The organism is Arthrobacter sp. V1I7 (assembly GCF_030817015.1).
In the GTDB taxonomy this organism is placed as follows: domain Bacteria; phylum Actinomycetota; class Actinomycetes; order Actinomycetales; family Micrococcaceae; genus Arthrobacter.
Window position 1 is genome coordinate 1678153 of record NZ_JAUSYS010000001.1, and the last position, 13184, is coordinate 1691336.

At 63.0% G+C, this 13184-nt stretch carries 14 protein-coding genes and 2 pseudogenes; 3 read left to right on the top strand and 13 right to left on the bottom strand.

The features are described from left to right. Positions 1-38 precede the first annotated feature (38 nt). The 6 genes and pseudogenes from QFZ69_RS07860 to QFZ69_RS07885 form a co-directional block, all read right to left on the bottom strand. Positions 39-287: a DUF4193 family protein gene (locus tag QFZ69_RS07860; RefSeq protein ID WP_306917041.1), complete on the bottom strand. Its 249-nt coding sequence runs from the start codon at positions 285-287 to the stop codon at positions 39-41. A 206-nt stretch (positions 288-493) separates the two neighbouring features. Further along, positions 494-664: pseudogene (locus QFZ69_RS07865) on the bottom strand (IS21 family transposase); the annotation flags it as partial. A 458-nt stretch (positions 665-1122) separates the two neighbouring features. Further along, entirely contained in the window at positions 1123-2004 is an 882-nt protein-coding gene (locus QFZ69_RS07870; protein ID WP_306917044.1) for a hypothetical protein, read from the bottom strand. Positions 2005-2649: 645 nt separating this feature from the next. Beyond that, positions 2650-3024 carry a hypothetical protein gene (locus QFZ69_RS07875; RefSeq protein WP_306917046.1) on the bottom strand — a complete coding sequence of 125 codons (375 nt, stop codon included), beginning with the start codon at positions 3022-3024 and terminating at the stop codon, positions 2650-2652. Further along, entirely contained in the window at positions 3021-3353 is a 333-nt protein-coding gene (locus QFZ69_RS07880) for a hypothetical protein (protein ID WP_306917047.1), read from the bottom strand. The genes QFZ69_RS07875 and QFZ69_RS07880 overlap by 4 nt, the downstream gene beginning before the upstream one ends. 38 nt (positions 3354-3391) lie before the next feature. After that, a pseudogene (locus QFZ69_RS07885) lies at positions 3392-3920 on the bottom strand (DUF4113 domain-containing protein); the annotation flags it as partial. A 930-nt stretch (positions 3921-4850) separates the two neighbouring features. Between QFZ69_RS07885 and QFZ69_RS23285 the strand changes: the two are divergent. After that, positions 4851-5141: an HIRAN domain-containing protein gene (locus QFZ69_RS23285; protein ID WP_373461828.1), complete on the top strand. Its 291-nt coding sequence runs from the start codon at positions 4851-4853 to the stop codon at positions 5139-5141. On the opposite strand, the gene QFZ69_RS07890 is transcribed toward QFZ69_RS23285, so the two are convergent. After that, a complete protein-coding gene (locus QFZ69_RS07890; RefSeq protein ID WP_306917050.1) occupies positions 5082-5444 on the bottom strand; it encodes a phage major capsid protein in 363 nt (120 codons plus the stop codon). The two genes, QFZ69_RS23285 and QFZ69_RS07890, sit on opposite strands and share 60 nt — an antisense overlap. Positions 5445-5530: 86 nt before the next feature. Between QFZ69_RS07890 and QFZ69_RS07895 the strand changes: the two genes are divergently transcribed. Next, a complete protein-coding gene (locus tag QFZ69_RS07895; protein ID WP_306917052.1) occupies positions 5531-6139 on the top strand; it encodes a DUF6884 domain-containing protein in 609 nt (202 codons plus the stop codon). Here QFZ69_RS07895 and QFZ69_RS23290 read toward each other — a convergent pair. The 3 genes from QFZ69_RS23290 to QFZ69_RS07905 are packed head-to-tail and all read right to left on the bottom strand — an operon-like array spanning position 6075 to position 7566. Next, entirely contained in the window at positions 6075-6635 is a 561-nt protein-coding gene (locus QFZ69_RS23290) for a nitrilase-related carbon-nitrogen hydrolase (protein ID WP_373461829.1), read from the bottom strand. The two genes, QFZ69_RS07895 and QFZ69_RS23290, sit on opposite strands and share 65 nt — an antisense overlap. After that, a complete protein-coding gene (locus tag QFZ69_RS07900) occupies positions 6635-7036 on the bottom strand; it encodes a nitrilase-related carbon-nitrogen hydrolase (protein WP_306917054.1) in 402 nt (133 codons plus the stop codon). The genes QFZ69_RS23290 and QFZ69_RS07900 overlap by 1 nt, the downstream gene beginning before the upstream one ends. Positions 7037-7068: 32 nt before the next feature. Then, positions 7069-7566, bottom strand: a complete 498-nt coding sequence (locus tag QFZ69_RS07905; RefSeq protein ID WP_307000021.1) for a helicase associated domain-containing protein — start codon at positions 7564-7566, stop codon at positions 7069-7071. 189 nt (positions 7567-7755) lie between these two features. Between QFZ69_RS07905 and QFZ69_RS07910 the strand changes: the two genes are divergently transcribed. Further along, complete coding sequence (locus QFZ69_RS07910; protein ID WP_306917058.1) at positions 7756-8922, top strand: low temperature requirement protein A; 1167 nt, start codon at positions 7756-7758, stop codon at positions 8920-8922. 570 nt (positions 8923-9492) lie between these two features. Here QFZ69_RS07910 and QFZ69_RS07915 read toward each other — a convergent pair. The 3 genes from QFZ69_RS07915 to QFZ69_RS07925 form a co-directional block, all read right to left on the bottom strand. Beyond that, complete coding sequence (locus tag QFZ69_RS07915; RefSeq protein ID WP_306917060.1) at positions 9493-9711, bottom strand: hypothetical protein; 219 nt, start codon at positions 9709-9711, stop codon at positions 9493-9495. 827 nt (positions 9712-10538) lie between these two features. After that, a complete protein-coding gene (locus QFZ69_RS07920) occupies positions 10539-11069 on the bottom strand; it encodes a hypothetical protein (RefSeq protein WP_307000023.1) in 531 nt (176 codons plus the stop codon). Positions 11070-12237: 1168 nt separating this feature from the next. After that, entirely contained in the window at positions 12238-12744 is a 507-nt protein-coding gene (locus QFZ69_RS07925) for a hypothetical protein (protein ID WP_307000025.1), read from the bottom strand. Between the last annotated feature and the right edge of the window lie 440 nt (positions 12745-13184).

A 13184-nucleotide genomic window follows, 5' to 3' on the forward strand; every position in this document is an offset into this window, starting at 1 on the left:
GCCCAGGCCGAGCCAATCGAGGGCTTTGCGACCGAATTTTACGGCGTGCTGGGCGTAGTCATCGTCCCCCCACTGAGGACCGGAGTAGCCAGCGGGATGACCTGGACGGTGAGTTCCTCGGCGATGAATTCCCCGCCCGGAATACCGGCCCCGTCCAGGGCGTCGGCCTCGTCCAGTTCCAGCACGACGCTGCGGGCATCGGGTGCGTTCTCGGACTGCAGAGCTTCCAGGGAGTTCTCCTGGGATTCCTTCACATCGGGGCGGACTTCATCGTAATCGGCGGCCACTTCGGCTTGTTCTCTATTCTCGTGCGTTGACTGACCCCGATGCAACATACGGGCATACCGCGGCTATTCCACAGCCACAGGACCGCCTGGAGGCCGGTGCGGCTAACCGGTGCGGCCAATACGTGATGGCCAAGGCACCAGGGAGATCCAGGACTGCTTTGACGCTAGCGTCATCAGCCCACTAAAAGTCCGACCCTGCCCGGATCGGAGCGGGAGAGCTGGAAAACGAACATGTGGCATTTCGTCTTCACCCCGTTCAGGACCACCCAGACTTCCCCGAAGTCCACCTCAGCCTCAGCCCCCGGCGCGTGTTCCTGCGGGATAAACGTTTCCACCCGGCGGCCGGCCTCCACATCGATCTGCACCCTACCGCTTCGACCCTCGGACTCTCCGCCTCACATATGCGCTGTTATCGGCGTTGGACTGCCGGCCCTTTACCTCCGGGGCAGCCGCAAGGTGTAGGCCTTGCTATGTGTGCCCCCGCTGGAGCGAGCTGGCCAGGGTAATGGTTCTTTGGCCAGCGCCTGAGCCGTTGTGGAGGCAGCGGATAAATCCTGGCTAAATGATTTATCGTGCGTTCGAAACACAGACGGTGCTCCTGGTGTGGTTGCCAGAGATTTGTCTCGACTCGGCGACTGCTCAAGCACCGACGGCGCTCAATTGAGAGCGCCTCGTCTAGTGATGCGACGGTCTGCGGCGCTGCGCGACCCACACCAGCAGGGCGATCCCGATGAGGATCAACGCAGTGAGGATTAATGCGGGCAAGATTCTCCTCTTTCAGGACGAGGGGACATTGTTTGACGCCTGGGCTCGCAGAGCGGGCGCCCGGTCCTGGTCACATTGTGAGGCGCTCCTGGTGGATCCGTCCGGCTGAGACTCCGATTTTCTGCAGCGGCCGCTGGTTTGCCAGCACGGCGGGATTGGGACCGACGATGAAGAACGCTCCTTCCGCGATGGCTTCCGCGGGGAGCAGACCGGCGAGGTCTTCGCGGCTGAACCGTCCGACGTTGATTGCCACCTGCATGCGGTCACCGGCCGCGGCCTGGTATTCGGTAAGCACGTCGCGGTAGTAGGCGTCTTCGGGGTCGCGGACGGACCATAGGAGATGGATTTTCCGTGTGGTGTGGTGGGCTGCGGCCAGGCTGAGCAGCGGGGCGACGCCGGCGCCCATTCCCAGCAGCACCAGTGGCGCTCTTGGCTGTTGTTTCTCGACAATCGATCCGAAGCGGCCGAAGGGTCCCTCCAGCCGCGCACGGGTCCCCGTTTCGACGTCGGTGAGCCGGCGGGTGTAGTCCCCGTGCTGACGGATCGTGAAGGTCAGCATGTCCTGGTTGTCGTCCGTGACGGAGAAGGGATGCCATTCCCTGCTGATTTCCGGTGATCCTTCGAAGCGGGGGAAGAAGAAGTCACCGGGCCGGACGTTCGTTGCTGTTCGGTCCAGGCCGATGGATAGCCGCCGGGTCGAGTCCCCGCGTGCGTCGTTGCTGATAACGGTTCCGGTCAGGTACGTGTCGGGGGCGATCCATTTCTTCCATGCGTAGATGCCCAGCACCGTGACGGTGTACAGGTCGAAGAGCACCATGAATGCAAAGTACTGGTTCACCCGCACCAGGAGGTGGGCGTGGAGCCAGATCATGGCGATGATCACGAGGTTCAGGCGGTGGATCCACACCGAGAGCTGGTGGCGGAACAGTTTTTCAAGGAATCGCTTGGCCATCAGCAGCGGTTTCAGCCTGAGACAGGTGACGCCGGCACTCGAAGGAGCTCATCGGCGCCCCGCATTTCGACGCGGTGACCTTAAGGGCGACGGTCTATCCAGGCATGAGCTTCACGAACGCTTAGCAAAGGCGCCTGCATTTCTCCTCGCATATGGGACCACGGGTTGACAGGGTGCAGTGAAGGTAACCGTCCCATTTGGGCTCATAAGACAGACGCCCGGGCAACGCATCAGCTCGTGGCATCCTCGTGACGGCCCGGGCCAGAGCCACCTTCAGCGGCGGGACAAGGCCGGCCGGCAGCCCGGACCCAGACGGCGGTCTACTTACCGCCATCGAGGGCTTCCAGCGCCTCAACCTCGGCGGTATCCAGCAATGCTGCCGAACCGTCGCCGGTGGCCCGGGCCAGGTCGTCCAAGGATTTGAAGTGGACCGGGCGAGGGTGATGGCCACCAGCTCGAGGAAGGGGGTGCCGTTGCGTTGTTCGAGGCCGTCCAGATAGTCGAGCATGCGCCCTTCCAGGGCGCCGGGTCCTTCGGATTCTTCCGCGGCGAGCCGCGTCAGCATCAGGGCCGCTAGGTCCAGGTTGTCGTAGATGAGTCCCACGGGCCAACGCTACCCACCCCGCCAGCGGTCAAGAGCCAGTTTTAGCGCCAGCGGTAGGATTCCAGCGCGCGAAGCAGGGGAGTGGGGTCGCCTTTCAGGTGGTCGACTGGGCGTGCTCCGGCAAGGTCCCTGGAGGGGGTGACCATCCAGAGCGTGAAGTAGTTGTGCGGGATTTGCAGTTCCATCGCACGCTGAAAGAGCCCAACGACGGTGGGGCGGAGCTGTCCGCCGGCGAGGAACTGGAATCCGGGGCAGAAGGTGCCGTCGTCGATGAAGACGCGGACGAGTTGTTGCATGACCGGTTCGGGGTCTTCCATGAGCTCGGAGAGCGGGCGGCGCACCTGCTGAAGGGTCGGTAGCGTGAATTCCGTCCGGATTCCTGCCCACGTCTGATCGTTGATGGGTTGGCCGTTCACTCTTCTTCGGTTGTTTCGTCGGCGTTGCTGATGCTGTCCAGCAGCCAGTGCGTGGAGAGCGGTTTCCGGCGGAGCGTGGCGGTCCGGAGGGCGGAGTGGGTGCCGGAGCGAACTTGCCAGTATTCGATGCTGACCAGGTCGCCGCTGCCGACGGCTGCTGTGCGGCGGGTGTCCCACCAGGCGTCTCTTCCGTACCAGTGCTGGGATTCCGTCTCTGGGTCAACAAGCCAGATCCGACCGTCGTGCCGGATGGCCAGGGGTTTACCTGCCGCGTCGAGCCGGACCAGTGTGTCGTGGGTCTGCGGGGCGGTGGCGGTGATGGTGCTCATGGCGTGGTGTTCTTTCGTGATGCGGTCGCGCGGGTGGTTTAGGCGGCTTTGACGAGGGGGAGTTCGTCCCAGTGGGTGGTGTAGCGGGGGGAGAGCATGTCCCGTTTCATGGTCCAGTCCGGTCCGCCCCGTATTCCGCCGTGGCCGAGGCCGATGGAGCCGCGCCCGTACCGGCGGGTGACGTCTTCCAGGAGTGTTCCGATGTGGCGTTCCTCGTGCGGGTTTTCGAACAGGGCCAGGGGTGCCTGGTTGCCGGTGGGACGGAGGTCGGTGACCATGATGCCGGCCCGGGCGTACCTGATGCCTTCGTTGATGCGGGGGAGGAGTGCGTGGGCGGCCTTGGTGAGCAGCACGGGATCGGCGGTCGGCATCGGCAGCGGCACGCACACGGGGGGAGGAGGTGTCTTTCGGGTTTGAAGTGTGAGGTGCCGGCGAACGCGGTGAGGACTTTGGCCTGGAGTCCGTGTTTGGCCAGCCGGGCCGACGCCTGGTGGCCGTAGACGCTCATGACCTGCCGGATGCCGGCCGCGGTGGTGATGGGGGGGTGGCGAAGGAGCGGGAGAACAACGCCCACAACACACCTTTATTCGAATATATGTTCTATGATTCTAGTGTAGTCCCCGGCGCCGACATTCGGTGTTCCTCGCTGTGCACGGTCAGCTTCCCGCCGTCGAAAGAGGATGTTGGCGTCCCGGTGGCACTAAGGGCTATCCGTCATGTATCAAGGCGGACGGTAGGCGGGTGTTGCCCGAGATACGAAGCTCGCCGGCCGCACTAGGCTGAATGATCATGGAGAAGCAAAATTGCTGATGCTGGCCAATGGGTCCCTCGGGGCCCTTGCGGCACGCGGCGTCACTGACATCCACCGACAACATCGCCTTCGAGGTCCCTTCCTGGCCGCCTGGCGCCAGTGGCAGCCAGCTCTGCAGTCGCCTGACGTACTGCCCAAGGTGGAATCCGGCGGCGCGAACCAGCCCCGCAACATCATCTTCCGACTGGACAGGTCGACGTCGCCTTCAAGAACTTCCGGTCGGAAGGCATCGACCCGAATCCTCATAATTCCTCGCTGCGGGGTGAACGCTTTCCCGTTCGCTCATTCTCGGCGGCTATAGTCGGTCACATGGGGATATGGGGGCGGTTCAAGTCAACCTTCGTCGGCAGCAAACAGTCCGCTGAGCAACGAGCGTCTCCTCAGGAAACCACATCCCCCCAAGCAGCGGAACGTCCGCCCAGTAAGCCGGACAAACGACCTGAGGCCTTTGGTTACTATGAGAGAGATCGAGCCCGAGCAATGGCCGTCGGGCAGAGTGTTAAGGGCTATAGAGCCGGATACATCGCGGACAGCGAAGCGAAATCCTTGATGACAGCAGGCGACGACGGACTGCCGCCACTCAAACTGGTCAAGTCAGACAACGGTCTCGACCTCGCCCTGCCCAGCGGGAAGCTGGTTGATTACAAATTTCTAGGACTTAGGCCTTTCAGATATTTGCATTCCGCGTGGTTGGCATGGGCTACTGCGCGGACGAGGATCGGCCACAAAGATTCCGGATCGGTCAGAGTGTAGGAATGCTTCGCGAACCCGAAAACGAGTATGACACCAACGCCGTCGCCATAACCGTGGGGCGGCCAGCGACCAAGATCGGATACGTGAACAAGCAGCGCGCCAAGTGGGTCGCTCAGCTGCTGGATAGCGGCCATAAGTTGGAAGGGCTTGTCATCCAGACGAAATCATCTCCGCGGGTCCTGCTGACTACGCCGGAAATACTCGCGCACCTGCGGCGGGATTAGGCGATCATGACCATTGGCGGCGCCCATGCCGACCTCGGCGCGGAAGACGAGCTGGTTCTTGCGGAAGCTGTCGTTCCAGACCGATGATGCCTGGGTACCGGTGTTTACTGTCTCCTCGCTCCAGGTGATCTGCATGCCCGAGCGGAACGGGACCACAACCGTCTTCAGATCACCCACAACGGCCGTCCCGGCTGGTACCCCTGGCGCAAGTGTCACTGGCGTATCCCAAACCGTCCGGGCGGCGTTCAGGCCCGGTGTCTGGGACAGCAGGAACGGCCCCTGCAAATCCATGGAAGTCTCCACGGCTTCCCAAAATCCGCCGACCCAACCGGCTAGCGCTCTACGCATGCCTTCCCACGTCCAAGGGTCAAGAGAAGGCGCTGGGGAGCATGAACAACGAAAGCTACACAATCGGTTTGGCCGGTTGCGCGTCGCTGAAGCGGCCGGCGCCGGCCCGCGAGCTCTACGTCTCCCAGCTGTTCAAGAAGGCATCCGCCTACGCGGAGCTGACTTGCGACCGCTGGTACGTCCTCTCCGCCAAGCACGGACTCGTCCACCCCGACGAGGTCATCGAGCCGTACGACATCCGCCTCGGCACCAACCACCGCACGTCCCCGCCGATCCACCAGTGGGGTGCCAGGGTCAAAGACCAGCTCGACGCCGAGCTCGCCGGCCTGGAGAACGTCACGCTCATCGCCCTGGCGGGGGAGCAGTACCGCGTCGCGGTGCACAACAGCCCGTGGCCGGTCGACATCCCCATGAAAGTCCTCGGCATCGGCCAGCAACTGGGCTGGTTGACTAAACACGGTCCTGTGAACTCAGCGACAGATAGGCCAAAACGGAGCATCATGGAGCCGCCTCCGCAACCGCGACCGCAAACCCTTCCGTTGGAGGTTCCCCGCTTCCCAGCCGGTTCAGCCATCGGGGCCGGCGCTAGCGCCCTAGGGGAGGTCGAGTCCGCTGCACAGGTGCTGGGCCTTCCGAAGAATGGCTGGTAGGGGCCGGTGGGTAGAGGACGTCTTCGCGGCTGTAGTGCCCCACGACGTCGAAAATTCGCTTCGCGGCAAGAGCGTGATCTAGATCGACGTCTGCGACAACGAGCCCTTCCTGATCATAAAGAGGACCTGCTACGGCACGCCCCTGTTCCGGCTCGAAGATTGCCGCTCCACCTCGTCCGAGCGCCTGATCACCGTCTGGCAAGTGCACCGGGAAGTCATCAGGAAACGCAGAGCGAGGGATGTACTGAGGGACCGAGACCACGAACGCGCCGGATTCGATCGCTACGTGACTCATCGTGGAAATCCAGCCGTCAGAGTCATCGGCCGTTGGGGCCGCCCAGATCTGCACGCCTTGACGATACATCGCGTACCGAGCGAGAGGCATGCGGTTCTCCCAGCAAATGAGGCCGCCAACCCTCCCTATCGGAGTCTCGATGACATTCAGGTCCTGCCCGTAACCGACGCCGTAGAAGAGGCGTTCGTGCAGCGTGGGCATCAATTTGCGATGTTTCCAGAGCAACCCTCAGGACCAACCAAAAGCATGGTGTTGTAGAGGCTTCCGGGCCTAGCGGATTCCCGCTCGTTCACTCCAAGCACGCAGTAAATGCCGTGGTCCGCACATGCCGTGACGAAGCGGTCGATTTGGGGCCCGGGGACGTCGACAGAGTTGGCCCAGAGTCGGGTCCACATCTCATCAAATCCGTCGAACCGGGCCGCTTCGCGGGCCCATACCCCTGACGGGTAGAGGGGGATGAACAGTTCAGGGAAAACCGCGAGTTTCACGCCATCGCCTGCTGCCTCGCCCAGGAGATGGAGGGCCTTCGACACCGATGCCTCCGCATCGAGGATTACCGGCGTGGCCTGAATCGCAGCGATGCGCACAGTTCCTGTGGACATGCCGCAGCGTTGGCACGCAATCCGGCGCGTCGTCAAGACTGCAGTGTTGCATTAGCCGCGGCCGGACGGCCGCGCTTCCTGCCGTTGCGCCACCCCGGCACGGCCTCGTCCAGGGCCGCGGTTTTTGCGGCATCGAGCTGGCCCCGGCGCTGCTTCATGCGCTGGCTGTGCAACCAGATCCCGAGCTCGTGCTCCTCACCGGTGATGACGGCCTTGTGCCGCGGCCAATCGTTGCCGCCGGCCCGGTACGCCTTCAGTGTTTCCAGCCGCTGCCGCCACCGTTCCTCGTCCGCCTCGACGCGGGGTTTCCCTTCCCAGCCTGGCAGGACGGCCAGGCCTTCGCGCAATACCGGCGCCAGCCTGCCGGTCCGGGCATCTTCACGGCGGCGCTGCACCCACACGGCCAAGGTCCGCTCCGAGGTGCTCTCCGCGTTCCTGGACGGATAGCGACCTGTCTCCTGGAACATCGTGACCAGCTCGTGCATGCATTCCAGACCGCGTGCCGTCACCCGGGCACGAAGAACTTCCAAATAGATCTACATCTCACACCTTCTTTTCCTGCCTCATCTGCAAGAAGGACCCGGCGCTTCCATGGCCAGGGTCCTTCTTGCACTCCGCTATTCAGCTGTTACGACGAATGATCCACATTTATTCTTGATGCCATGCCACACACGAGAAAAACACTCCCTGCAGCCCGAGTCTCCGACGAGTCCCATCGTGTGACCACCTTCGAGCTCTTCTTCGACTTGGTCTTCGTCTTCGCCTTCACGCAGGTTACGAGCTTCATGGCGCACGAGCACTCCTTCTTCGGCGTCCTGCAGGGCATGATCATCCTCACTCTGCTCTGGTGGTCCTGGGTGTGCTTCGCTTGGCTCTCTAACCAGACGCACGTCGACGAGGGCCTCATGCGGTTCGGGCTGTCCGCCGTCATGGTCGCCATGTTCATCGCCTCACTCGCCATACCCGAGGCTTTCCACGACCTAGAGGGAGGGCTCAGCGGCCCTCTCGTGCTGGCCCTGTCCTACGTCGTCGTCCGCGTGCTGCATGTGACGCTCTACGCCTACGCGGCGGGGGATGATCAGCCCCTGCGCCGCCAGGTCGCGAAAACTGCGGGCGGAATGGTGCTCGGCTCGGCACTTATCGTGGCAGGCGCCGTGGTGGGAGGGGCATCGCAGACCTGGTTCTGGTTGGCTGGAATCACCGTGGACGCCGGCATCACCTATTTCACGTCCACGCGCGGCAACTGGCGTATCCATTCCGCGGCTCATTGGACCGAGCGGTACGGCCTCGTCGTCATCCTGGCGCTTGGCGAATCGATCGTCGCGATCGGTGTCGGCGCCTCGCAGGAACCGGTCAGCATCCCGATCCTCTTCGGCGCCGTGTTCGGCATAGCCCTGTCCATCTGCCTATGGTGGCTGCACTTCGACGTCACCGCCATCGCGGCCGAGCACCGCTTCGCCGCCTTGCGAGGGAGGGAACGCGCCTCGGCAGCCGTAGACGCCTACACCTACTTGCACCTCCCCCTCGTCGCCGGGATAGTCCTCTCTGCACTTGGGGTGGAGGATGTCCTGGCACACGTCTACGAGACGGAGGACTTTGGCGCCCTGGGAGCCTTCGCGCTCTTTGGTGGTGCGGCCCTCTACCTGCTGGGGAGCGCCACGTTCTGGCGGCGCGTGGGTGGCGACTGGAAGAAGTGGCGGCTCGCCGGTGCCACCTTCCTCTTTGCCCTCATTCCTATAGCAGCGCGGATACCCCCGCTGGCAGCTCTGGCACTGGTTTGTGTCGCAGCGGCCGCCCTCGTCGCGGTCGAAAGCCTCCTCTACCAAGACAAGCGAAGGGCTATTCGAGCGCGCGGCTCTGAAGATCCTCGCGAAGGACACACCTAAGCGGCGTGAGGCACGGCACTGGACTTCTGGTTCGGTCTCTTCAGAGGGCGGATAGGAACCACACAAGGTGCAGAATTCCCCCATCTGACCACGGACCGATCACCACGACACAGGTCAGCCTTCCGACCTGCTGTAGGGGCAATTGGATAGCAACTCCGGAGGCTGCTCTGAACCATTGCCGCACCATTCCCAGATCGTACAGAACAGCCATGACCGTCGTTTCCTTAGGCCTTACCCTTTATTCTGTCCCCTAAAAATTCGCCGTCGTGGGGTTTCCACGATCCACAGTCCATACCCGTGCCCGGCGTAGTTGGCTTCATTCCATGCTATTCACTGTGCGGCTTCGTCCCTGGACTTGGGAGCGGCGTAATAGGTCCTGACGGCCGGGTCGCTATGCCTCCGGGTCGTGAGCTCGCCGGCGGCAACCAGCCGTGCGAAGTCTTCCATCTCCGGGTCTTACTTCATCCTCCGGTGCCCCGTGGGGCAGGACGCCCAGCAGGTCGTGGGCGTGGTCAGGGGTGTGGCGGGGGCGGGCCGTCGTAGCTGATCAGGTTCTCCACAACGACCAGATCAGCACGATGAGTGATCCGTCGGGTGTGGAACTTGAGCTTCGCGGGATACTGTCGTCGCCATTCGCGGAAGTTCTCTACGCCTTTCGAACCGTTCGCCAGACTGAGGGAATTCGAGCACGGCATCGTCGTGGTAGATCTCGTGGGAGATGTCCTCGTCCTTGCCCGAGTATTCCCAGTGACGCCGCAGGGCCTGCAGGAGATCCGTATCGTCGAGCATGATTCACTTCCTTGGGCCGGAACTGTGTTGACTTCAAGCTGGATGGTAATCCCGGGAGGCTCCGTGCCGCCAGACAAAGATGAATGGGCAGCACCTCGCCAGCGTGGGGCCCGACTGGGCCAGTCCTCGATGGTCGATCTCAGCCTTAGGGGCAGCGCTGGTACCCCGACAAGCGGTTCATGCCGTTAGGTCTCCGTCAAGTGTCCGTGATTCACCTCGACGCCGATATGACTCGTCCTACCGCCGCCGTAACGGGTCTCGATTGTCTAGGGCAGCAGAAGGTGGTCGGCCCTATGAAGGGGGATGTGCGGAACACCGGCCGCAGAAGGAACGCCATGGCGCCGCCGCAGGGTGCGCTAGCTTGGCAGGATGCCCACCATGTTTGGCTGGACCCCGGTGGAAACCTCCCGCCTCAAACTCCGGCGCCCCTAGATTTCCGGTGTAGATGCTGATTCTGGGGATGGCGGCGCCGTCGGCGCCCGGCAGAAAGTCTCGCTGGGCATTGCCCACCGTCGGCCTCCCAGAGGGGCAGCCATGATGCCCGAAACCGGTGCCAGCCCGTTGACCGTCGCCCGGGATGACACGAGTCAGTATGCCAATGTAGTTCAAGACCACTAAGACGGCCTGATCCAGGGCCACCCGATCCATGCTGAACACTGCCACCGAAAGTGGCCAGTTCCATTCAGCGACGTCGGGTCCTGCGCCGACTTCAGTTGTTTCCCCTCACGGGACGAGTTGTGTTCATTTTGCGCTACTTCACCGGACAGTGCACCGGGTTGAGCTTACGGAATGTCGTTTTCACGAATCGGCGACGCGATACTTCGTTTTCAGTGCTCGTGTGGACAAATTTCAGTACTCGTCTGCACAGCCCCTCCGTGTCCGTATGCGGGGTCGTCGTCGCTTCCGGCCCAGACGACACCGCCTCCAGGGCAGGGCATCACGTCGAACGCCAGGCCATCATGCTGGGCCCGCAGGTGGCGCCCGTCATCCTCGACCATTTCCCAGCCCGCCTCTGGCAGCGCTGAACGATAGTGCTGCAACACATCGACGTCTTCTGAGATCGCAAACCGGCGGTGACAGCCGCCGACCCCACTTGCGCCGCCACCGTCGAAATACCCGATGTTCTCGATGGAATCGAACGCCCGCTGGGACTCGCGCTCTACAGTGGCCATGGGCTCACCCGAGCCCTCGCTAACGCATTGCGGAGTGGAGTCGAACTTCTCAATCCGCTGCCCAAGTGCCGAGGGGGTGACAGCGAGCATCCCGAGCAACATGAGGAGCGGGATGGCCACGGCCGTTAGCCGCATCCACAGTCGTGGCGAGAGCACCAAGCCGAACACGGCAACCACCGCGACCACACCGAGCGCCATTCCGGAGGGACCGGCCGTCAACCCCCAGGTGAGCCCCGCGAACGCGGTACCGGAGATATCGCCATAACTGCCATGAAACCGTGGTGGACCAGCACAGCCAGCAGCGCCAGACCTGCCTCAACGGCGAGCAGCACCGCATGGCTCATTGCCGCCCTGTAGTCTCCGGGGATGCCTGGTCCGGTGCTCGCAGCGCGTGGAGTGAACTCGCGTTGCAGCGGCGGACCTCCGCTCGGCTCCTCGGTCGGTGCAGGCATGTCTCCCTGCCGGTATGGTCTTGCAGGAAACCTGACAGGGGTTGTCGCAATGACCGCCACCGTCGATCCTTGCAGGATACTCCCGAAAGCCACTTCCGTTTCGGTTCGGTTCGCCATACTGGGCTTCGTCACGCGTTCGATGCTGGCTTGTAGCGTATGGGCTCCTCGGGCGGATGACACCGAGTGGCGCCTTGCGCGCCGGGCCGTGAATTCGGCAGGATCCCGTCCGACGATGGCATGGGCTGTCCTTCGGGAAGCAGGGCGAACCTGCTTCCTCCCTGCAAAATCTCGCAACTCCAGAGAGCGAGGGCACGACCTGGATCGAAAGGACCTATCACCGCCGGCGACGCCAAAGACGGCTGGGAAAACTCACGCCCATCGAATATGAAACAATCAACCGGACCGCGATCACAGCGGCCCAAGACCCCGAGTCAACAAAAGCCGGGGCAGTCCCGAGGGCTGCTTTCAGATCTTGGCCGAACCCGAACAGCCGCCGGCTGTTTGACCAGCGCCCGAGACTTGACCGGAAGGCATACAAGGCTCAGCAGTCAACGCGTGTCTCCGAACTCGGCGACACCCCGATCGTCAATGACAGGGGCGAGAAAGTCATACCGGACCCAGGGACCAAATCCCCGGCCTTGAGGACCCAATAAATGTAACGGGGCAAACGGCCAACGCTTCTCGGTTGCTGATCAAGCTCATGAGCAAATTCAAGCGCGGTTGCGGCGGCCCTTCCATTAATCGAGGCCTTGAACCGCTCCTCAGCCAGAACCTCCGCCCAGCACATCGACGTGCACGTGGTCGAGATGACGCAGGATCTCGTTGCCGGGCTCAGGTGCGTCGTAGTCTTGCCATTGCCCTCGAAAGCTGTGCACGCTCCAGAACCGGTCGTCGAAGATGACTTACTGGATGTGCAGGTCCTCGGCATGAGCGACGAGCCAGTGGGCCAGCATCCACCCCTTACGCCGGTTCTCCTCCGTCACCGGGCGGAAGAAGATATCGATCGCCCGGCCGTCGTAGTGCGTCGACTCCGCTCTGTGCCCCTGATCGATGCCACCCGGGGCAAACCCGCCCAGGCTCTGACCACCGAACACCTCGGTCATCGCCTCGCGCAATTTCTCGGCGCGCGGTGTCAGTCCTGTGACACTCAGCTGCTGTTCCGGCAGGTCACTGGCGGCTGAGCCCTGGCACTTCAGACTGGCACCAGCGTCCTCGGACGGCCCGTCGGCCAGCCGCTGCAACACCGCCTCGTCGATGCCGGAGGTGTCCGGTGCCTCCAGCCCGCGGGCCAAGAGCGCCACCGCCGTCGTAGCCAGCTGCGCCTCGTCACGGTCGAGCCCGACCTCTCCCTCCGAGGTTTCAACCATGCATTCCGGGCCCACTCGCAGCCAGCCGACCTCGGTGCGCAAGCCGCTCAGCAAGCCGGGCCCGAGGAACACTAGCGCTGACGCAAGCATCCCGAGCAGGAGAAGGCCCAAGAACGGCCGAATGGAGCGGCGCCGGCCCCCACGCGTGTCTTCGTTAGTCGTCACGAGTGCAGACGTGCATGCCGCACGATGATCTCGTGGGTGCCGGTACCGGGCAGCTCGCGGGCCAGGGCTGATCCGAGGACTCCAGCGCCGATCACGGCGATCTTGCCTACGATGACGCGCCCCTTTCGTTGCGTGGCAGCGCTCCCGTTATAGCGGAGGAGGGCACTGCTGGAAGTTTAGTTGACAGCTGTGGTTAATAGTTCCCACGCGGCTGGGGCCGCGTTGTCTATTGTCTCAAACTCGATGGATGTCAGCTGTCTCAAACGCGATGGATGGCAGCCGTCCGAGGGCGTCAGGACCGTACGCTAACCGGCCAT

Coding starts and splice junctions, on each gene's coding strand:
- QFZ69_RS07870 (WP_306917044.1), bottom strand. CDS start 2,004: ATGGCCAAGCGATTCCTTGAAAAACTGTTCCGCCACCAGCTCTCGGTG.
- QFZ69_RS07880 (WP_306917047.1), bottom strand. CDS start 3,353: ATGAGCACCATCACCGCCACCGCCCCGCAGACCCACGACACACTGGTC.
- QFZ69_RS07895 (WP_306917052.1), top strand. CDS start 5,531: ATGAACAACGAAAGCTACACAATCGGTTTGGCCGGTTGCGCGTCGCTG.
- QFZ69_RS23290 (WP_373461829.1), bottom strand. CDS start 6,635: ATGCCCACGCTGCACGAACGCCTCTTCTACGGCGTCGGTTACGGGCAG.
- QFZ69_RS07900 (WP_306917054.1), bottom strand. CDS start 7,036: ATGTCCACAGGAACTGTGCGCATCGCTGCGATTCAGGCCACGCCGGTA.
- QFZ69_RS07915 (WP_306917060.1), bottom strand. CDS start 9,711: ATGCTCGACGATACGGATCTCCTGCAGGCCCTGCGGCGTCACTGGGAA.